The sequence below is a fragment of the Streptomyces sp. NBC_00223 genome, from assembly GCF_036199905.1.
Taxonomy (GTDB): Bacteria; Actinomycetota; Actinomycetes; order Streptomycetales; family Streptomycetaceae; genus Actinacidiphila.
The window spans coordinates 4,396,594-4,417,312 of record NZ_CP108109.1; the positions used below are offsets into that span (position 1 = coordinate 4,396,594).

The window sequence follows — 20,719 nt, forward strand, 5'->3', positions numbered from 1 at the left end:
CCTCATACCGTCGCCACGCGGCCGGCGTACCGCTGGGTCCAGCCGGTGCCGGTGTTGGCGGTGATCACGACGTCGTAGTAGCCCAGCCGGGTCGGCCAGTCGACGACCGCCGACGTTCCGCCGGCGACGCTGTAGGTCTGGGTGCCGCCGAGGTGGTCGTTCGCCGTCAGCGTGTAGCGGACCGTGCCGGTGCCGTCGTTGCGCAGCGTCAGCCGGACTCCGAAGTCGGAACCGGGGACGAGTTCCACGTCGGCGCGCGGGATCGCGATGTTCTTCTGGCCGGCGGGGACGACCTGTCCGGCGAAGGAGCGCACGAAGCCGTCGGGCCCGTAGACGGAGAAGGCGTACTTGCCGTCGGTCTTCTTCACGTCCCAGGTGTACTGACGCGGGCTCGAAGCGGAGACCGTGTACGGGGTGTTGGAGAAGGCGAGGTACTTGTCGGGGAAGACCTGGAGGCTCACCGCCTTGCCGTCGGGGCCGCCGGTCAGCGTCATGGACGCGGTCACCGTGCCGGCCGAGCGGTTCTCGGCGAGTGTGGCGTGCGGGTGGAAGGACAGGCCGCGCGGCTTCATCCGGTCCGCGGAGAGCGGTGGCGGCGTCCCGTGGACCGGGTCGGCGATGTCCGCGGGTCCGGGCTGCGGGTGGGCGAAGTCGATCGCGCTGGTCAGGTCGCCGGAGATGGAGCGGCGCCAGTCGGTGATGTTCGGGTTGGTGAACGGCTTGCCGAGGGACGCGGCCCAGGTCTCCAGGAACTTCACGGTCGAGGTGTGGTCGAACACCTCCGAGGCGACGTAACCGCCGCGCGTCCAGGGCGAGATCAGCAGCATCGGCACCCGCGGACCGAACCCGTACGGCGTACTGCCGGAGAACTCGCCCGCCGTGCCCGGCTCGGGGCGCGGCGGCAGTACGTGGTCGAACTTCCCGTCGTTCTCGTCGTAGGTGATGATCACCAGGGTGTGGTTCCAGATGTCGGGGTTGCTCTGGAGCGTCTGGAGCACCTTGTTCATGTAGCGCTCGCCGTGGACGGTGTCGAAGCCCGGGTGCTCGCTCCACGCCGCCGGCATCACGATCCACGAGACCTCGGGAAGCGGGGACTCCGCGCCCGGCTCGCAGGCCGCGATGAGGTCCCTCAGCACCGCGTCGAGGTTCGCCTCGGAGTCGTCGTTGGGCGTGGTGGCGCCCGAGTAGACGAAGGAGTTCGCCTTCCAGACCTTGCCGGTGCCCGGCTTGAGGTCGTCGGCGCTCGCCGACCGCGGGTCGAACGCCTGGAAGCTGTTCGTCACGTTGCAGCCGTACTCACCGATGTAGCCGCTCTGGAGACTGCCGGTGACGCCGTTGCCGCTGTTGTCGGAGTAGACCCGCCAGTTGATGCCGGCCTTCTCCAGCTGCTCGGGCACCGTCAGCCACGTCCTGCTGTAGTTGTTCTGCCCGGCGTTGGAGGTCTCACCGTTCGACGTACCGGTCATCAGGTAGTACCGGTTCGGGATGGTCGGCCCGTGCAGGGAGCAGAAGTTCATGTCGCAGACGGTGTACTGGGAGGCGAGCGAGTACATCCACGGCATGTGGTCGGGGGTGTAGTACCCCATGCACTGCGCGCCCTTGTCCTGCACCCAGGTGTTCCACCGGCCGCCGTTGGCGCCGTAGAAGTTGTGGTTGTCGCCCCAAGTGGCGGTCGAGACGGTCGGCGGTACGACGGTGCCGTTGGCGTCGCGCTGCTGGAAGACGTCGGTGCCGTCCTGGAACTTCAGGACCTGCTTGTCGTTCTGCCCGCGCACGCCGGGCAGTTGACCGAGGTAGTGGTCGAAGGAACGGTTCTCCTGCATCAGGATCACGACGTGCTTCAGATCGGAGATGTCGCCGTTGAAGCCCTTCGGCAGGACGTATTCGGCCGGGGCTGCGGCCGCGCTCGCCGCGCCGACCGTGCCGGTGGCGATGGCACCGAGGGCGACGGCGGCGGTCTGGAGCATTCTTCGTCTCGTGACACGCAGTTCGTCCGTGACACGGAGTCCGTCCGCGGCACTCTCGACGGACGGGGAGTCGGCGGACGGGGACTCGGTGGACGGGAAGTCGATGGGCGGGGGCTCGATGGTGGTGAGCGTCATCAGGCGACCTCTGGCTCGGGGAGAAGCAACTCACGGGCAGCACACGTCGGCGGGGCGTGCGTGCGTGAAGCTAGCCGGGCCGGGCAAACGGCGGGCCACGGACGGATGGCCAAACGCGCTGGTGAGTACCCGCGTACGGGCGGTGGCCGGGGGAGCGGACATACGTTCCGGGCGCCCCGGTCCGTCCCACCGCCACGGTCCACCGGTACTCGCGCTGCCCCCGTGGAGCGTCAGGTCAGCGGGCTGCGGCGGTACGCGCGGACAACTGCCCGGTCCTGATAGCGGAGTTGGCGCTAGGCGAGGATGCGGGAGGCGAAGGCTCTGCCGGTCTCCCCGGGCTGACCAGGAGCGTTGCCGCGATCCCGCTGTGGGAGAGGCCGTCCACGAGGAGACGGCCCGCTGGGGTCGGGGGAAGGCGGCGCGGGGCGTCCTCGGTGGGCCGGACCCCGGCGCAGAGCGACGACAACTCGGGGCCACGGCGGGTCCATCGAGGGCCGCGCGCCTTGCGGTACGCGGCCCTCGACGCGGTACACGCGCCGACCGTCGGGCAGTGGTCGTCAGCCGAGGGGGCTCGGTGCGGCGGCGACCTCCCGGTGGCTGTCCTCGGCGGGCCGAGGGGAGGTCGGGGTGGTCGCGGGGCCGGCCGGGATGTCCCCGCGCAGCGTGACGCGGTGCATGACGCGGTGCCGGTCACCGTAGTCCCGGTTCGCGTAGTGAGCCGTGCTGCGGTTGTCCCACAGGGCGACGTCACCGGGCTGCCACCGGTGGCGCACGGTGTGCTCGGGCTTGGTGAGATGGGCGTACAGGATGTCGAGCACGCCCCGGCTCTCGTACTCCGAGACGCCGACGATGTGCGAGGTGAACCCGGGGTTGACGAACAGTCCCCTGCGCCCGCTCTCGGGGTGCACCCGTACCACGGGGTGCTCCACAGGCGTCAGGTCGGTGAACACCTCGCCCTCCCAGAGGTTTCCGCGGCCCTTTCTGCGCTGGGCCAGGTAGTACCCGAACTCGCGGGTGCCGTCGTGCGCCGCGGTGAGGGAGTCGACCCACGTGCGCAGCCCCGGCGACAGGGACTCGTAGGCGAGTTGACTGTCGGCCCACGACGTGTCCCCGCCGTGGGGCGGCAGGACCACGGCCCGGAGGACGGAGATCGCCGGGGGACGCCGTACGAACGTCACGTCCGTGTGCCAGACGTCGGCGAATCCGTTGTCCTGGCTGTCGACGGCGTACACCTCGGGGGCCACGTCACCGGAGTCGTGGACCGGGTGCCCGGTGGTGACGTCGCCCAGGCGCCGCGCGAACCCGATCTGCGCGGCGTCGTCGAGATCCTGTCCGCGTACGAAGAGCACCTTGTGCTCCACGAGGGCTTCCCTGATCGCGGTGACCTGGCCGTCGTCGAGGCGGCCGAGGTCGATGCCGCGGATCTCGGCGCCGAAGCGCGGACCGAGCCGGGTGATCGGCAGGTCCGGGGGTGCCGGGCGGTCGGCGCCGGCGTTGGCGGTGGCTGACTGCGGGCTGATGATGCTCACCTGTGTCTCCTCCTCTGTAAGGGGCGGCGCGGGATTCGGCGGGCGTCAGGCCGCCGCTGCCTTGACGGTGTGTGCCACCCGCGCGCGCAGGTCGGCGAAGTCGTCGGAGTCGCGGAGCCCTTCGGCGTCGATGTCACCGCGCGGCAGGGCGATCGGCAGGTCGAGGGCCACGGTTCCGGGGCCCTTGGTCAGCACCACGATGCGGGATCCGAGAAACACCGCCTCGTCCGCCGAGTGGGTGACGAACACGGTGGTCCGCCCGGCCTGGGCGGTCACTTGACGTACGTCCTCCTGGAGCCGTTCACGGGTCAGCGCGTCCAGCGCCGCGAACGGCTCGTCCAGCAGGAGGAGCGGGTGATCGGCGGCCAGGGCGCGGGCGATGGCGACGCGCTGCTGCTGGCCGCCGGAGATCTCCCAGACACGTCGCTTCTCGGTGCCTTCCAGCCCGACGCGCGCCAGCAGATCCGCACGTCGCCGCGGCCACTCGTCCCGGTCGACTCCCGCGTAGCGCAGGGCCAGGTCGATATTGCCCTTCACCGTTCGCCAGGGGAACAGCCGCGGTTGCTGGAACACCATGCCGGCCGCCCTGCCGGGCAGCGGAGCGGTGCCGGACACCTGGACCGAGCCGTGGGTGGGCTGCTCGAATCCGGCGATCAGCCGCAGCAGTGTGCTCTTGCCGCAGCCGGAGGCGCCCACGAGCACCAGGAACTCGCCGGCGGGCACGTCCAGATCGACCGGGCCCACCGCCGTGACCGTCTCGCTTCCCTGGGCGTACTGATGGGTGACCTGGTCGAGCCGGATGGTTCCGGCGCGCGTGGTGCCGGCCGGTGCGGGGGCCGTGTGATCGGTGATCTCACTGGTCTCACTTGAGGACATCCGGCAGCCCCTTGAGATACAGAGCCTTGCGGATGACGTCCTCGGACGGCGCCGCGGCTATCTGCTTCTGGTCGGCCAGGAACCGGCCGGTGCCGGTGAGGTGGGTCACGAGCTTGCCCGGATGGCCGTCCGTGCCCAGCCAATCGGCGGAGGTCAGCTCGTCAGGGGTGAGGAACACCCCCTGCGCGAGCTGCTTCCTGGCGTCGTCGGCGCTGATGTTCAGCTCGGCCGCGACGGCCTTGACCGAGCCCTCCGGGTCGGACTTGAGCAGGCCCAGGGCCTGCGCCTGCGCCTTGCGCCACACGTCGATCGCGTGCGGGTCCTTGGCGATCAGCGCGTCGGACACCACGGCCAGGTCCAGGGTCGGTTTGCCGGCGGCGCCGATCTCCTTGCTGCTGACGAGCTGGGTGCCGGACTTCCGCAGTTCGTCCAGGGTCGGCAGCCAGACGTAGGCGGCGTCGATGTCCTTGCGCTGCCACGCGGCGAGGATCGCCTGCGGCTGAAGGTCGACGAGCTTGACGTCGGACGGCTTGACACCGGCCGCCTCCAGCGCCGCCAGGAGGCTGTAGTGCGAGGTGGAGGCGAACGGGGTGGCGACGGTCTTGCCCTTCAGACCGGCGACGTCGGAGATGCCCGTGTCCTTGCGGGCCACCAGCGCCTCGTTCTCGCCCGCGACATCGAGGATGAACGCGGCCTTGTACGGGATCGGTGAGCTTCCGGACACCCCTCGGGCGAACGGGCTGGAGCCGAGGGCGCCGATGTCGAGGGACTTGCCCAGGAACGCCTGGTTGACGGTGGCGCCGGAGTCGAACTTGATCCAGCTGATCCTGTAGTCCGGCAGGGCCTTCTCCAGCAGCTTGTGGTGCTTCACGAGCAAGTCGCCACTGGGAAAGGCGAAGTAGCCGATGCGCAGCCGCTTGGAGCCGCCGGACGAGCCGTCACTGTCGGAGGAGCAGCCGGTGAGAGCGGCGGCGGCCGCGGCCAGCGCGCCGGCGAGGAGCAGGCGGCGCGGCGGTCCTTGTACGGCGGAGCCGACGGCAGCGCGGGGATTCCAGGGGGACATGGGGAGCCGTTTCTGTGCGAGGAGGGGACGGGGGCCGGACCTGGGAAACCAGGGGAGTACGGGCTGCGGGGCGAAGGGCCGGGGGCGGACGGGCCGCGGGCTGATGGGCCAACGGCGTACGGGCCACGGCCCGATGGGCACGGAGCTGCGGCCTGGGAGCGGCGGCCGGCGGCCTAGGAGTGGCCGCGCCAGGGGACGACGGCGCGTTCCAGCCGCAGCAGCAGACCGTCGATGACAAGACCGGAGATTCCGATGGTGATGATGCCGACGAGCACCACCGGGGTGTTGTTGTAGTTGGCGGCGTCCTTGACCATGCCGCCGATGCCGGGCAGTCCGTTGACGAGTTCGGCGGCGACGAGGGAGGAGTAGGTCACGCCCACGGCCAGCCGGACGCCGGTGAGTATTTCCGGCAGCGCCGACGGGACGATGACGTCCCTCATGACGTCCAGTCGTGAGCCGCCGAGGGCACGGGCCGCCTCGATGAGCACCCGCGGCGCGGCCGAGACCGCCGCGGTGGTGGACACCGCCACGGGCGGGAAGGCGGCGATGGCCAGCAGCGTGACCTTCGGCTCCTCGTTGATGCCCAACCAGATGATCAGCAGGGAGAAGTACGCCAGCGGCGGCAGCGTCCGCAGGAAGGTGATCCAGGGTTCGAACAGGGAGCGCACCCAGCCGACGGTGCCCATGAGCAGGCCGAAGAGGACCCCGACGACGATGCCGACGCCTCCTCCGATCGCGATGCGCCGCAGGCTGATGGCCAGGTGCTCGACGAGGTACTGGCCGTTGTAGCCCCGTACGCCGTCGTGCGTCGTGGACACGTCGATGAACGCGTCCCACACCTTGGCCGGAGACGGAACCAGGGTCTCGCTCCACTGCCCGCTCGCCGCCAGCAGTTGCCACAGAACGAGAAACAGCAGGAGCGAGGCGAGCGGCAACCCGAGCCGGCGGGCCCGCGCCCCCGTGCCCGTCGGGCGGGGGCGGCGAACCGGCGGTCCCGCGGCTGTCGCGGGGCCGGCTGTCGAGGGGGGATCAGCTTCCGGCAGGTGTGATGTGGTGGACAACGGGCTGCCTCCATGGCGGCACCGGGGCGGGCCACTGACGTCGAACGACAGCGGTGACCGTCTCCGGGCGGGAGCTGAGGGGAGAAAGGCAGAGGTGGACCCCGCGCCGGAGCGGACCTCACGACGTGGTGAACCCATGAGCAGGGTGCGGAAGACGGCCCTCGCCGGGTGCTACGACCGAACGGCGGGCGGCGTCAGAGACGCGTGATCAGCGACAACACGAAACAGGGCGTCGGCACAGGTCGATGACCAGGCGTCGCACCAAGCGGTCGTGAATCATGGGCCCTATTTCTACCGCAGACCCGGCTCCGCACCAATAGCCCGTCCACTTCCCGGAAGAACGGACGGCGGCTCAACGCGGTCCGTGGCCAGGGGTGTCCGCCTGTTCCCGGCAGCGCCGGAAGCGAGGAAAGCGCTCCCCGTACCGACCGCACTCCTCGATGTCCGAAAGCGCCCGCACACGGCGAAAACGCTTGGACTCCGCGGGCGGCGTCACGGGACACTGCGGTTCCTGGTCCTTCCGTGCAGCGGGTGCGTCGCCATCCGCTGGGCGGGGGCTCCGTCGTCCTGCCCACCCGCGGGAATGAGGACCTGCGCACGGGCACTTGAAGCGAGACTCCGCGCGCCGGTGAGGCAACGGCCGCTCCGCGGAGAAGCACGGGTCCGGCTGCCGGAGACCACGCAGGGACGGGATGGAATGGGATCGCCTGAATCGCGCGGGAGTTCGCCGGGCAGGGGCTCGGTGTTCCTCGCACTGCGTTACTACGGACGGGAGTTGACCCGGCTGCGGTGGCTGACCGCGCCGGCGATGCTGCTGCCGGCGCTGGGCAACATCGGCATCAACTACATCGCGCCGCTGGTCGTGGCGAAACTCGTCAGCCGTATCGCCGGTGACACCGGTGGTGCCGGCCTCGGCATCAGCGCGGCACTGCCGTACGTCCTCGGATTCGCCGGCGTTCTGCTGCTCGCGGAGACGCTGTGGCGCGTCGGGCTGCACTGTCTGAACCGTCTTGAGACCCGCGGCATCGAGCACCTGTACGTGATCGGCATGGACGCGCTGTTCGCCAAGGACGCCGCCTTCTTCCACGACAACTTCGCCGGGTCGCTGACCAAGCGGGTCCTGAGCTTCGCCTCCCGCTTCGAGGAGTTCATCGACACGCTGACGTTCTCGGTCGTGGGCAGCTTCGTGCCGCTGGCGTTCGGGTCCGTGGTGCTGTGGCACTACGAACCGATGCTCGTTGTGGTGCTCCTGGCGATGATCGCGCTGACGGCGCTGTGCGTGACGCCGCTCATCCGTCGCCGTCAGGCGCTCGTCGGCCGGCGGGAGGAGGCGATCGCACGGGTGTCGGGCCATGTCGCCGACAGCCTGGTGAACATCGACACGGTACGGGCGTTCGCCGCCGAGGAGGGCGAGGCCGCCGAGCACCGCTCCCGCGTCGCGGAGTTGCGACGGCTCACGCTGCGGTCGTGGGACTACGGCAACCTGCGGATCGACACCCTGGTCGCACCGCTGTCCGTGCTGACCAACGCGCTGGGCCTGCTGCTCGCTGTCGTGCTCGGCGGGAGCGGGCACGGCGTGGAGGAGGTCGTGGTCGCCTTCACGTACTACACCAACGCGACGCGGGTCATGTTCGAGTTCAACCAGATCTACCGCAGGCTGGAGAGTTCGATGACGGAGGCGGCGCAGTTCAGCGAACTGCTGCTGACCGCGCCGACCGTGCTCGACCCGGCGCTGCCGGAGCCGCTGGTGCGCCGGGGCTCCGACGTCCGGTTCGAGCGGGTCACCTTCGCCCACGACGGCGGGAAGCCGCTCTTCGAGGGCCTTGAACTGGCCGTGCCCAGTGGGGCGAAGATCGGTTTCGTCGGCCGGTCCGGCGGCGGCAAGACCACGCTCACCCGGCTTCTGCTGCGGATGACGGACGTGGACGCCGGCCGGATACTGATCGGCGGCCAGGACATCAGCAGGCTGCGCCAGGCCGATCTGCGCAGCCTGATCGCCTATGTGCCGCAGGACCCGGCGATGTTCCACCGCACGCTTCGGGACAACATCGCGTTCGCCCGGCCGGGCGCCACCGCCGCCGAGATCCGCCGCGCGGCCGAGGTCGCCCACGTGACGGAGTTCGCCGACGCGCTGCCGGAGGGCTTCGACACCATGGTGGGCGAACGCGGTGTCAAACTGTCCGGCGGTCAGCGCCAGCGGGTCGCCCTCGCCCGGGCCGTCCTGCGCGACGCGCCGATACTGATGCTGGACGAGGCGACCAGCGCCCTGGACTCCGAGAGCGAGATCCTTGTCCAGGAGGCGTTGTGGCGGCTCATGGAGGGGCGGACCGCGCTGGTGGTCGCCCACCGGCTGAGTACGGTCGCCACCATGGACCGGCTCGTCGTCCTCGACCGCGGACGGATCGTCGAGCAGGGCACACACCAGGAACTGCTCGCGTCGGACGGCGCCTACGCGAAACTGTGGCAACACCAGTCGGGCGGCTTCCTCGACGACACGGAGGGTGCCGCCAGGCCCGTCAAGGGCACATGAACCCCGGGCGGCAGCCCCCGTCGTGACACAGACGCCCGCGACGACGCGCCGAGGCGCCCGCGTACTCAAAACGACGACTTTGCCATCTCTTTGCAATCTGGTCCGCCGCTGCGTCGTCTCTGCTCTCGATCCGTAACTCAGCCCGCCGAGTGAGAGCGCGGGCTGGCCGAAGAAAGAGAGCGATTCATGCGCCGAACCCTCTTCAGTGCCATGGCACTCGCGTGCACCGCCGTACTGGCGAGCACGGTTCCCGCGTTCGCCGACGGGGCGAGCCCGACCCCGACCCCGACCGCGAGCCAGGCGGCCGCCGCTCCCAGCGCCGCCCCCACCCGTATAGCGACCCCGACCCCGACCCCGACCCCGACCCCGACCCCGACCTCGGCCGCGGTCAGGCCCGCCCAGCAGGCCATGCCGGGTGCGGTCGCCGTCGTACCGAAGGGAGCGCCCGACACCGGTGTGCAGCCGGTGGCGCAGCGCTCCGGAGCCAACGGCGGGCTGATCGGCGGCGGCGCCGCCGCGGTGCTCGTCGTCGGCGGCGCGGCGTTCTTCGTCGTCCGTCGCCGGCAGGCGACCGGGGCATGACCTCGCTCTCCAGGCGCGCGTTCGCCGCCGCGGCGCTGGCCGCGTTGCTCGTGGGCTGCGGCAGCCACCAGGCCGGCCGGCCCGACCAGGCCGACCGGGCCACGACCGCTTCTCCCCGGAGCGGCACGGCGTCCTCGCGGCCCGCCGCGGAGGCGGTGCGCGCGATCGGGCGTTCGGTCCCGGTCAGGCTGGAGATCCCGGCCATCGGGGTCGACACCCCGGTCATGCGGCTGGGGTTGGCCCCGGACGGCAGCGTGCAGGTCCCGCCGATCACGGCGCACGACCAGGCGGGCTGGTACCGGTACTCGCCGACGCCGGGTCAGGTCGGCCCGTCGGTGATCCTCGCCCATGTCACGGTCGGCGCCTACGGGGACGGGGTCTTCCGTCACCTCTCGCGGCTGCACCGGGGCGACCGGATCGTGGCGCGCCTGGAGAACGGCACGGCGGCGGTGTTCACCGTCGACTCCCTGCGGACGGTCGCCAAGGCGGACTTTCCGACGGACGCGGTCTACGGGGACGTGGACCGCCCGGAACTGCGGCTCATCACCTGTGGCGGCCCCCGTAGCGGTGACGGCTACCGCGACAACGTGATCGTCTTCGCCGAACTGAGCTCGACGAGCCCCTGACCCGCCACCGCCCGGATCCCGGGCCGAAGGACCGCGTGTCGACGGACCGCGCACCGACGGCCGTGTGCTGACGGACCGTATCGACGGACCGCGCCGACGGTCCGTCCCGACGGCCCGGGATCCTTACCCCACGAGTGCATCACGACCATGGAGAGCATTGAAAGGGTCCCGCGAGAGGGCAGCGTCCGAACTGTTCGCCGCCGTCTACCCGCGCCTCGCCGGCTGGTGCCGCCGTCTGGTCGACGACGACGAGACGGCCCACGAGATCGCCTCGGAGGCGTTCACCCGGCTCTGGGCCCGCTGGACAGCGGTGGCGGAACCGCAAGGTTTTCTCTACGTCACCGCGGCCAACCTCGTCCGGGACCACTGGCGCAAGCTGGAGCGCGAACGCAGTGCGCTGCGCCGGGCCACCGTCGAAGCCGCCGTCCGCCCGCAGACCGAACAGGCCGACCCGTCGGTACGCCTGCTCGTGCAGTCGCTGCCGGAACGGCTGCGTGTCCCGATCCTGTTGCACTACTACGCTGATATGCCGATCCGGAAGGTGTCCTTGCTGACCGGGCGCAAGGAGGGGACGATCATGTCCGACCTCCACACGGCCCGGGAACTGCTCCGAGCCCATCTGAGGAGGAGCTTTGATCACACACTCTGACGACGGTCCGGACTTCGACCCCGACGACCCCCTCACCGTCATACTGCGGCCCACCGTCGACTACCTGGGCCCGCCTCCCGGTCGGTACGAGGCGATCCGCCGCGGCGCCACCCGCCGCTGGCTGCTGCGTACGGCGGTCGGTGTCGGCCTGTCGTGCGCCGTCGCCGTCCTTGTCGCGCTGCCGTTCCGCATGGCGGCGCCCCTGGAACCGGCGTCCCCGACTCTCCCGACGCTCCCGCTCGCCCCGCCGTCGGGCAGCCCTTCGGCCACGGACAGTCCGTCGGCCACGAGTACCCCTTCGGCCACGAGCACCCCTACGGTGGGGAGCAACCCTTCGGCCACGCCCACCCAGTTGGCCGTGCCCGAACCCGAGGGCCACCCCTCCACCGAGCAGCACAGGACCGCACCCCCCACCACGCCCGTGCCCACGAGAACGGCCATGTGGTCCGTCGAGCCGTCGGCGATTCGGAGCGCGGTGCGGAACGGTCCCTACCCCACTGCCGCGACGGGCACCCGGCCGTAGACCGCGATCGACGCGTTCGCCCGGGGGCGCGGTGGCGTCGGCCGGCCCGGCCGCGGTGACCACGTAAGCGGCCGACGGCGGCCGTTACGGACCACCAAGCGGTGCCCGCGCCCGTTCCGCCCGGTCGTCGACTCGGATGTGCGCTGGTCGAGCAGGGTTCACCCACCTTTGGTTTAGACCTGTTTGGTCCAGACCTATTGACGAGCCTTGCCGCCGCTCCTACGATCCGGTCGGTCACAGTGACATGTCTCCACTTCACCCAGAGCCGGGCGTCATGCCCCCCCACACTTGCTCATGCCCATGGCACGTGGCGAGAAGGGAGCACCACATGTTCCGTCGGAGGTCGCGTACCCCACGTCTGGCAGGCGTTTTCCGCCCTCGTCCAGATTCCGTCAGCCGCGGCGACGACTCGTACGGGAGCGACCCGTACGGGAGCGCGCCACTCCCGGCCCCGCGCCCGCAGGAGGCGGCCGTGGAACGTACATCGCACGTGCATCACACAAGCCGTGCCAGGCACGGATCACCCGTCCTGAGGCGCGCCCTCGCCGGGGTGAGCGCCGCCGCCGTCATCGGCGCGGGCGTCACCCTGGCCGGCTCCGGCGCGGCCGGGGCCGCCACCACCAACCTGGTGGCCAACCCCGGTTTCGAGAGCGGACTCTCCAACTGGGCCTGTTCCGGCGGCTCCGGCGTAGCCGTCAGCAGCCCGGTGCACTCCGGCACTTCCGCGCTCAAGGCCACACCATCCGGCCTTGACAACGCCCAGTGCACCCAGACCGTCAGCGTGCAGCCCAACTCCCAGTACACGCTGAGCGCCTACGTCCAGGGCAGCTACGTCTACCTGGGCGCCACCGGCACCGGCGCCGCCAGTGATCCGTCCACCTGGACGCCGAGCGCCTCGTCGTACACCCAGCTCAGCCTCAACTTCACCACCGGCGCGAACACCACCTCGGTGACCGTCTACCTGCACGGCTGGTACGCGCAGCCGACGTACTACGCGGACGACGTGTCGCTCACCGGCCCCGGCGGCACCAGCACGACTCCGCCGACCACTCCGCCGACCACCCCGCCCACGACGCCGCCGACCAAGCCGCCGACGACCCCGCCCACCACTCCGCCCACCACCCCGCCCACCACTCCTCCCACTACGCCGCCGACGACCCCGCCCACCACCTCGCCTGGTGACACCTGCGCCACGAAGCCGAAGCCCGCGGGCAAGGTCCTCCAGGGGTACTGGGAGAACTGGGACGGTGCCTCGAACGGCGTCCACCCGGGGCTGGGCTGGACCCCGATCACCGACAGCCGGATCGCCCAGCACGGTTACAACGTGATCAACGCCGCCTTCCCGGTGATCCTTTCCGACGGCACCGTGCAGTGGCAGGACGGGATGGACTCGGGCGTCAAGGTCGCCACTCCCGCCGAGATGTGCCAGGCCAAGGCGGCCGGGGCGACGATCCTGATGTCCATCGGCGGCGCCACCGCGGGCATCGACCTCAGCTCCAGCACCGTCGCCGACCGCTTCGTGGCGACCGTCGTCCCGATCCTCAAGAAGTACAACTTCGACGGGATCGACATCGACATCGAGACCGGCCTGTCCGGCAGCGGCAACATCAACACGCTGTCCGCCTCCCAGGCCAACCTGGAGCGCATCATCGACGGCGTGCTCGCGCAGATGCCCGCGGGCTTCGGCCTGACCATGGCGCCCGAGACCGCGTACGTCACCGGCGGAAGCGTCACCTACGGGTCGATCTGGGGCGCGTACCTGCCGATCGTGAAGAAGTACGCGGACAACGGCCGCCTGTGGTGGCTGAACATGCAGTACTACAACGGCAGCATGTACGGCTGCTCCGGCGACTCGTACTCGGCCGGCACCGTCCAGGGCTTCACCGCGCAGACCACGTGCCTGAACAACGGCCTGGTCATCCAGGGCACCACGATCAAGGTGCCCTACGACAAGCAGGTGCCCGGTCTGCCGGCCCAGTCCGGCGCGGGCGGCGGCTACATGGCGCCCAGTCTGGTGAGCCAGTCGTGGAACGCCTTCGGCGGCGCGCTCAAGGGCCTCATGACGTGGTCGATCAACTGGGACGGCTCCAAGAGCTGGACCTTCGGCGACAACGTCAAGCCCCTCCAGGGCCGTTGACACCTCGCGCCCCGGCCCGTCACGTGCCACGTGACAGGCCGGGGCGTTGCGTGCGTGAAGGACCGCGCCGGTGACGGCGGCCCGCGGGACACCGCTGCTCGGGCCTGTTCCCGGGCGTCACCAGCCCAGGGCGTCGTCCATCGACTGCTGCCAGTACGTGGTCGTGAGCGAGTCGTCGATGTAGACGCCCTTCGCGGGCAGCGGCGGGTGGGCGGCGGCGCCGACGTTCCCGTTGTCGGACCGACCGGAGAAGTAGACGGTCAGGGACTTCACCGTGCGGCCGTTCGAGCCGCTGCCGTCGCCGGCGGACAGGCTGACGGAGGCGTAGCCGGACTCGCCCGGGTCGAGGGTGACAACGGCCTGCGGCTGGGAGTCGTCGAGGACCGGCGGCACGGCCTGGGCGTCGTTGAAGCGCAGCGCCGGGTAGTAGTAGAGGTAGCAGGTACTGTTCCCGGTGTTGGTGACCGTGAGCAGCATGTGGTTCAGGGGGCGCTGGAGCGGGGCCGCGACGGTCCTGGTGTTGGAGCCCTCGCAGGTGACCGACTTACTGCGGGGAATCGGAGCCTTGGTGGCGACGGTGCCCGCTGTCGGCTTCGAGCTGTTGGACGCCGCGGGCTTCGCCGCGGACTTCACCGCGGAGGGCGACGGGGACGGGTCGGTGGCCGAAGTGCCTTCCGTGGGGGCGTCGGTGGAAGGTGACGCGGTCGTCGGGACGCCGGTGGAAGGCGACGCGGTCGTGGAGGCGTCCGTCCCGGCGCCCTTGTCGTGGACGTCCGCTCCGTCGTCGCACGCGGTCAGGGAGAGGGCGGCGAGAACGACGGTCGCGGCGGCGGCGACGAGACGAGTACCGGAGTTTCGAATACTGGACATGCAGCCGTGCCTCATTCGTTGTTCGGGTGGGTGTGGTGCTTGGATGATCGGAGCTTGCGGGGCGATCCGTCCCAGCCGCCACATACTGCGGACAGTTGGGACGCTGAAACGCCGAAACCTGGTCTGACCAGGGGGAATTCAGTACCCCTGGGATGCCGGAACGGGACGCTGCGGGATGGGGAAACGGGTGTCAGGGGCTGGGCCGACCGAGGAGTTCGCGACGCTGCTGCGGGAACTCAAGGACCGCTCGGGACTGAGCTACGGCGTACTGGCCAAGCGGTTGCACACGAGCGCGTCGACGCTGCACCGCTACTGCAACGGCATCGCGATCCCGAGCGACTACGCGCCGGTGGAGCGCCTCGCGCGGGTGTGCCGGGCGACGCCGCAGGAACTCGTGGAACTGCACCGGCGCTGGATCCTGGCGGACGCGGCACGCGGACTCAGGGGTGACTCCGCCGCGGCGACGGGGGCCGGGGAGGCCGCCCCGGGCGACGACGCCACCGCGGAACCGGCCGCGACGAAGGACTCGCCTCAGGACGCCGGTTCGACCGAGTCCGCCCGGGCGGCCGGCGCGCCGCAGACGGTGGACACCGGATCGGCGGCGGAGGCGGTGCGTACCGCGGCATCGCCCGGACGGGGCGAGGACGGTGCGGCGGACGAGCCGGTCGTCGTCCGCGTGGCGCGAGGGCTCGCCCCGCCACGACGGCGTCGTACCGCGCTGGTCGCCTCCGCCGCGGTGGCCGCCGTACTGGTGGTCGCGGCGCTTGTCGCGCATCCGCCGTGGGGCGGAGACGGGAACGACGACGCGAAGGACCCGCAGGCGGTCGGCACCGCCGCGAGCAGGGGTACGGCCGACGCCTCGCAGGGCAGCGTCCGGCCGGGCGCGGCAGCCGGGCCCACCGGTGGCAGCGCCGTCCCCTTCGCCGTCGGCGTCCGCCCCTATGTCTACGACGACCCGTGCAGCCAGCACTTCCTCGTCGACAGCGCACCCGAGCGGGTCGGCCCGCCGGCGAACGAGCAGGACGCGCCGCGCTGGGCCGCCGTGTACGGTGCGGTCTCCTCGGGCGAACAGCGGGTCGCCCTCACCGTCCAGGGCACGGGCGCGGACACCGTCGTCCTGGAGGCGTTGCATGTGAACGTCGACACCAAGGCCGCGCCGCTCGCCTGGAACGACTACGCGATGGGCGTCGGCTGCGGTGGCGGCGTCGGGACCAAGACCTTCGCCGTCGACCTGGACAAGGGCAGCCCCACGGTCACCGTCAGGAACGGCCAGCGCGACTTCCCGTACAAGGTGAGCGAGTCCGACCCGGAGGTCTTCTACGTCACCGCCCGCACCAAGGCGCACGACGTCCGCTGGAACCTCACCCTGGACTGGTCGAGCGGCAGCCGCCGCGGCACCGTCCGTATCGACGACAACGGAACCCCGTTCCGCACCAGCGCCGACGTCGGCCGCCCCGGCTACGACTACCCGCTGGGCGGCAGCGACTGGATCACCCGCATGGGCGGCTGACACCCCCCGGACATCGGCCCGCGTCCTTGACGGCGGACCGACGGTGGAGCCCGGACCTCACCGGGGTGCGGAGATGATGCCGTGGGTGAGGCGGCTCCAGGGGCGGTGGCGTCCGCCGCTCACCGCTGCCACGCCGGTCTCGTCGTAGCGGGAAGTGGCCAGGGACCAGGCCAGGTTGCCCGCCATCAGGTGACGCATACCGTCCACGTAGTGGCTGACGTGCTCACGGGTCTCCCGGGGAACGCCGCGCCGGGCGAGCAGGCCGGGCAGGGCGGCGGCGAGCCGGGTGAAGCGGGTCGTACGGGTGTTGGCGAGCGCGCTGATGTGCTCGACCGACTCCTCGATCGTGCAGCCCTTGTGCGCGCGGTGCACGACCACGCTGTTGTTGACGTCGCCGGCCGCCAACTCCTTGACCAGGGAGACGATGTCGTTGACGAAGATCACCACATCGCCGGTGATCTCCCGCATCTCCCGCAGGGCCGGCGAGCCGTACACCTCGTCCGGCAGGGTGTAGCCGCCGCACCGCTCGGTGAAGTCCAGGCACGGCCGCACCCCTATGGAATCCCGCCGTATGTCGAGGAACTCCTCGAACGAGGGCAGCCGGTCGGCGTTGCGCTGGTGTGCCTCTCCCTCGTGCGCGGCCAGATACGCCCGCCAGTGCTCACGGAACCGCAGCCGCCAGTTGTTCGGCATGGCGGTCGTGGACCGGAGCCAGATGTCCCGGAAGGCGCGGACGAGCGGGGTCTCCTCCTCGCCACCCGGCAGCGGGACGTCCCCGGGGCCGGGTGCACCCCACGCGTCCCTGGGGCCGCGTGCACCTAACGTGTCCCCGGCGTCCGGCGCCGGGGTCCCCTCCACCGTCATGGTGCCGACGAGCGAGTCCACCACGCGCCGGATCTCCTCCGGCCGGGTGCCGAGACCCCCGTCGAACTGGTCGTCGAAGATGAAGAACCAGGCGTTGAAGTCGGCGGCCAGCTCCAAGCCGGAGGCGGTGGCGTCGGGGTAGAAGTACGCCATCAGCCGCTCCAGCCGCAGAGCGTCGTATTCAGCCGCGGCGATGTCCCCGGTGAGCAGGCCCATGCCCTGCACCCACTGCAGAGTGTGCCGCCTGGCACGCTCCGCGTGCAGGTTCAGCCGTGGGGGGAAGGGGATCCTGACAGCCGCGGCGCGCCGGGTGGGGTCGAGGGGAAGGCCGGGGCCGGAAGCGGTCTCGTCTGACATTCGCCCTCCAGGATGCCGCGAAGCGCCCGGCCGCCTGTGGCGGTGCGGGCCCGAGGTGTTCCGGGTGCCGTTCAGAAAGCGTAGGGGCAGCTTCCGCCGGGAGACCCCGGCCGATGGGCGGCGCCAGATGCGCGACCGGCGCACGCGACGGATTGTGCGCCCCCTGGGGGTTCCGGCCGCCGGGAGCATAGCGGCTCCGTCCCCGCCGCGGGCCGAGTCGGCGCGGGCCGGGAGAGAAAGCTCCGAAGCGGACCTCACCTCGTGCTCGCGTGCGTACGCTGTGCGTATCCAGAGTGCAGGCGAGCGGGGACACCACGCTTTCGAGGGAAGTACATGTCTTTCACCGGAGACCAACCGCCTTGGCGGACGGGGCTGCTGCTGGAGCGCGAGCGGGAAACCGCCGCGGTGGAATCCCTGTTGGCCGATCTGAGCGGGCCGTCCCAGGGGCCGGCCGTGATCGGCACCGGCGGACTGCTCGTCTTCGCCGGGTCGGCCGGTCTCGGCAAGACCACCCTTCTCAACGAGGTGCGCAGAAGGGCCATGGCCCGCGGCTGCACAGTGCTGTCCGCGCGGGCCGGGGAGCAGGAGCAGGGTGTCGCTTTCCAGGTGGTGCGCCACCTCGTGCAGCCGCTGCTCGCCACCGGCACCGAGGAGGAGCACCGCGAGGCGCTGGGGAACTGGTACGACATCGTCGCACCCGCCGTGGGCCTGGTGGCGGCTTCGAACGGTTCCCCCGACCCGCAGGGAGTGCGGGACGGCCTGGACTGGATCGTCACCCGGTTCGCCGTACAGCGCGCCCCTCTGGTGGTGATGCTGGACGACGCCCACTGGGCCGACGCCGAGTCCCTCGCCTGGCTCACCGGCTTCGCGCCGCGGGTCACCGAACTGCCGATGCTGCTCGTCGTCGCCTACCGCCCCGACGAACTGCCGCGCGACGCCATGGCGTTCGGCAGGCTGGCGGTCCGGCACGGGTCGCGTCCCCTGGACCTCGCGCCGCTCACGCCGGGCGCCGTCAGCCGTATCGTCCGGGACACCTTGGGCGAGGACGCCGACGAGGCGTTCTGCCGGGAGACCTGGGCGGTCACCGGAGGCAATCCCTTCGAAGCCGTCGAACTCGCCGCCAGGGTCGCCGACCGCGGACTCAAGCCCCAGGTCGCCCACCTGCCCGAACTGCGGGAGCTGGCCTCCGCGGTGAAGGGCGGCGGTCTGGTCGAGCGGCTGGAACGGCTGGGCACCTCCGCGGTCCGCTTCGCCTGGAGTGTCGCGGTGCTGGGCGCCGAGGCGTCCCGCAGCAGGGCGGCGAGCGTCGGCGGACTGGGCGAGGCCGAATCCGCCGACGCGGTCACCCGGCTGCGCGAGGCCCGTATCCTCGCCGAGCCGCCCCGCGACGGGCACGAAGAGGCCGACGGCCGCCTTGAGTTCTTCCACCCGCTGGTCTCCACCGCCGTCTACCGGGCGATTCCGGTGGCCTTTCGGGTCGCCATGCACGGCCAGGCCGCCGAGGTCGTCTCCCAGGCGGGTCTCGGCCCCACCGCGGCCGCCCGTCACCTGCTGGAGACCCACCCCGAGGGTGACCCATGGCTGGTGCAGCAACTGTGCGCGGCCGCCCGCGAGTACCAGCGGGCGGGTGCTCCCGACGCCGCCCGGCGCTGCCTGGCACGGGCGCTGCGTGAACCACCGGCCATGGAGGACCGCGCCCAGGTGCTGTTCGAGCTGGGCTGCTCCGCTCTGCTGACGGAGCCCGCGATCACCGTCAACTACCTGCGGGCCGCGCTGGACGAACCCGTCCTCACCCCCGACCTGCGCGAGGCGATCGTCTACCGGCTGGCGCAGGCGCTCGGTCACTCCGACCGGATGGCGGAGGCGGCCCAGACGGTCGCGGAAGCCGCCCGCTCGGCCGCCGACGTCAAGACCCGGCTGCACCTTCAGGCCGAGCAGTTCATGTGGAACGCCTTCCGGGCGGACGAGCGGGACTCGACCGCCCGCTCGCGCAAACTCGCCCGGCTCGCGGACCACTTGGCCGGTCAGGGCACCGCCGAGCTGGCCGGTCAGGGCACCGCCGAGCGCTACATCATGGGGCTGCGGGCCTGGGACGCGATGGTACGCGGCGAGCCCGCGGCCACGGCGCTGCACTGGGCGGAGCAGGCCCTCGGCGACGGCCTGCCGTGGACCGACGAGCTCTGGGGCTTCGAGGTGCCGATCCTGGTGGCCCTCACCTTCATGTACTGCGACCAGCCGGGACGGGCCGAGCAGCTCTTCCACCAGGGCATCGCGGAATGCCAGGACAAGGGCTGGCGCGGCGCGCATCTGTCCTTCGGCTACACGCTGCTGGGCTACATCCGCTTCCGCCGCGGGCGCCTGAACTCCGCCGAGGCCATGGTCCGCGACGGTCTGCGGATCGCCGACCGGGTCGGGCGCCAGGTGCCCGCGCAGTATTTCGCGCTCGGCATCCTCATCGAGATCCTGCTCGCCCGGGGCCGCGCCGAGGAGGCGCAGGAACTCGCCACGTCCTATCGGTACGGCGACATCACGCCCAGCGCCGTGGTCTACCCGGACGCGCAGACCGTCCACAGCGAGCTGCTGCTCGCCCTCGGCCGTCACCGCGAGGCCGAACAGCAGCTCGTCCGGGTCGGCGAACGCCTCGACGCCCGTGGCATGCGCAACCCCGCCTGGTGCCCCTGGCCGCTCCGGCTGGCCCTGGCCAAAGAGGTCACCGACCCGGAGCGGGCCGCGGCGGCCGCCGAGGAAGGTGTCCTCAGGGCCCGCAGGTTCGGTACGCAGTCCGCGATCGGCCAGGCGCTGCACGCCCTGGCCGCGGTGACCCCCGTGACCCGGCGCGCCGGTCTGCTCGCCGAGGCCGTCGGGCACCTCGAACGCTCACCGTCCGGGTACGACCTGGCGCGGGCGCTGGTCGACCATGGCGTCGCACTGCGTCATACCGGACTTCCGCAGCCTGCCGCGGAGCAGCTGCACCGGGGACTGGAAAGGGCCGTGCAGTGCGGGGCCGACGGGCTCGCGGCGCGGGCCCGAGAGGAACTGGACGCCACCGGGCTGTGGCCGCTCCATCCCCGCACCGCGGAGGCGGACTCGCTCACCGTCCAGGAGCGTACGGTGGCCGAATGGGCCGTCGGCGGCCGGTCGGTCGCGCAGATGGCCGAGGAACTCGGCACCTCGGACACGGTGGTGACGCGGCTGCTGTCCGACATCTATCTCAAGGTCGGCTGCGATCACGCGGGACTGCCCCGGCTGATCGCCGGAACCGACGTCCGGGTGCCGTAGGCCCGCGCTCTCCCCGGCGCACCCCGCCGGATCGTGGGCGGCCTCGCTGCCCCTCCACAAAGGCCGCCGGCGGCATCGACCGCCGGGGACGAGCCGTGGCCCGAGTCAGATCACAGCGAGGTACGTCAGTACCCCGGCGCCTTCGTCAGCGACCATTGCCC

Annotated in this window: 15 protein-coding genes; 8 read left to right on the top strand and 7 right to left on the bottom strand. The window is 71.3% G+C overall.

The window, feature by feature from the left end; all coding sequences use genetic code 11:
• Positions 1-2: 2 nt before the first annotated feature.
• The 5 genes from OHA30_RS18540 to OHA30_RS18560 form a co-directional block, all read right to left on the bottom strand.
• Positions 3-2,102, bottom strand: a complete 2,100-nt coding sequence (locus OHA30_RS18540; protein ID WP_328914974.1) for an alkaline phosphatase family protein — start codon at positions 2,100-2,102, stop codon at positions 3-5.
• A gap of 557 nt (positions 2,103-2,659) precedes the next feature.
• The gene (locus OHA30_RS18545) at positions 2,660-3,625 is read right to left on the bottom strand and encodes a TauD/TfdA dioxygenase family protein (protein WP_328917901.1); all 966 of its coding nucleotides are present in this window, start codon (positions 3,623-3,625) and stop codon (positions 2,660-2,662) included.
• Positions 3,626-3,676: 51 nt separating this feature from the next.
• Positions 3,677-4,507, bottom strand: a complete 831-nt coding sequence (locus tag OHA30_RS18550; RefSeq protein WP_328914975.1) for an ABC transporter ATP-binding protein — start codon at positions 4,505-4,507, stop codon at positions 3,677-3,679.
• Positions 4,494-5,570 (bottom strand): taurine ABC transporter substrate-binding protein, encoded by a 1,077-nt coding sequence (locus OHA30_RS18555; RefSeq protein WP_328914976.1) that lies wholly within the window; start codon positions 5,568-5,570, stop codon positions 4,494-4,496. The genes OHA30_RS18550 and OHA30_RS18555 overlap by 14 nt, the downstream gene beginning before the upstream one ends.
• 173 nt (positions 5,571-5,743) lie before the next feature.
• Positions 5,744-6,631 carry an ABC transporter permease gene (locus OHA30_RS18560; protein ID WP_405785553.1) on the bottom strand — a complete coding sequence of 296 codons (888 nt, stop codon included), beginning with the start codon at positions 6,629-6,631 and terminating at the stop codon, positions 5,744-5,746.
• 697 nt (positions 6,632-7,328) lie between these two features.
• On the opposite strand from OHA30_RS18560, the gene OHA30_RS18565 reads away from it, so the two are divergent.
• The 6 genes from OHA30_RS18565 to OHA30_RS34035 all read left to right on the top strand — a co-directional run bounded on the left by OHA30_RS18565 (position 7,329) and on the right by OHA30_RS34035 (position 13,678).
• Positions 7,329-9,161, top strand: coding sequence for an ABC transporter ATP-binding protein (locus tag OHA30_RS18565; protein ID WP_328914978.1), 1,833 nt, complete (start codon positions 7,329-7,331; stop codon positions 9,159-9,161).
• A gap of 186 nt (positions 9,162-9,347) precedes the next feature.
• A complete protein-coding gene (locus OHA30_RS18570) occupies positions 9,348-9,743 on the top strand; it encodes a sortase-dependent protein (RefSeq protein ID WP_328914979.1) in 396 nt (131 codons plus the stop codon).
• Entirely contained in the window at positions 9,740-10,369 is a 630-nt protein-coding gene (locus OHA30_RS18575; RefSeq protein WP_328914980.1) for a class F sortase, read from the top strand. Before OHA30_RS18570 ends, OHA30_RS18575 begins: the two co-directional genes overlap by 4 nt.
• A gap of 157 nt (positions 10,370-10,526) precedes the next feature.
• The gene (locus OHA30_RS18580; RefSeq protein ID WP_328914981.1) at positions 10,527-11,018 is read left to right on the top strand and encodes an RNA polymerase sigma factor; all 492 of its coding nucleotides are present in this window, start codon (positions 10,527-10,529) and stop codon (positions 11,016-11,018) included.
• Entirely contained in the window at positions 11,002-11,541 is a 540-nt protein-coding gene (locus tag OHA30_RS18585; RefSeq protein WP_328914982.1) for a hypothetical protein, read from the top strand. Before OHA30_RS18580 ends, OHA30_RS18585 begins: the two co-directional genes overlap by 17 nt.
• Before the next feature lie 550 nt (positions 11,542-12,091).
• A complete protein-coding gene (locus OHA30_RS34035; RefSeq protein WP_405785552.1) occupies positions 12,092-13,678 on the top strand; it encodes a carbohydrate binding domain-containing protein in 1,587 nt (528 codons plus the stop codon).
• 117 nt (positions 13,679-13,795) lie between these two features.
• Here OHA30_RS34035 and OHA30_RS18600 read toward each other — a convergent pair whose 3' ends face one another.
• On the bottom strand, positions 13,796-14,548 hold the full coding sequence (locus OHA30_RS18600) for a DUF4232 domain-containing protein (RefSeq protein ID WP_328914983.1): 753 nt from the start codon (positions 14,546-14,548) through the stop codon (positions 13,796-13,798).
• A gap of 175 nt (positions 14,549-14,723) precedes the next feature.
• Here OHA30_RS18600 and OHA30_RS18605 point away from each other — a divergent pair, with 175 nt between their 5' ends.
• Complete coding sequence (locus tag OHA30_RS18605; RefSeq protein ID WP_328914984.1) at positions 14,724-16,058, top strand: transcriptional regulator; 1,335 nt, start codon at positions 14,724-14,726, stop codon at positions 16,056-16,058.
• Positions 16,059-16,115: 57 nt separating this feature from the next.
• Here the strand turns inward: OHA30_RS18605 and OHA30_RS18610 are convergent, their stop codons facing one another.
• Complete coding sequence (locus tag OHA30_RS18610; protein ID WP_328914985.1) at positions 16,116-17,279, bottom strand: isoafricanol synthase; 1,164 nt, start codon at positions 17,277-17,279, stop codon at positions 16,116-16,118.
• Positions 17,280-17,612: 333 nt separating this feature from the next.
• On the opposite strand from OHA30_RS18610, the gene OHA30_RS18615 reads away from it, so the two are divergent.
• Entirely contained in the window at positions 17,613-20,558 is a 2,946-nt protein-coding gene (locus OHA30_RS18615) for an ATP-binding protein (RefSeq protein ID WP_328914986.1), read from the top strand.
• Positions 20,559-20,719: the final 161 nt, after the last annotated feature.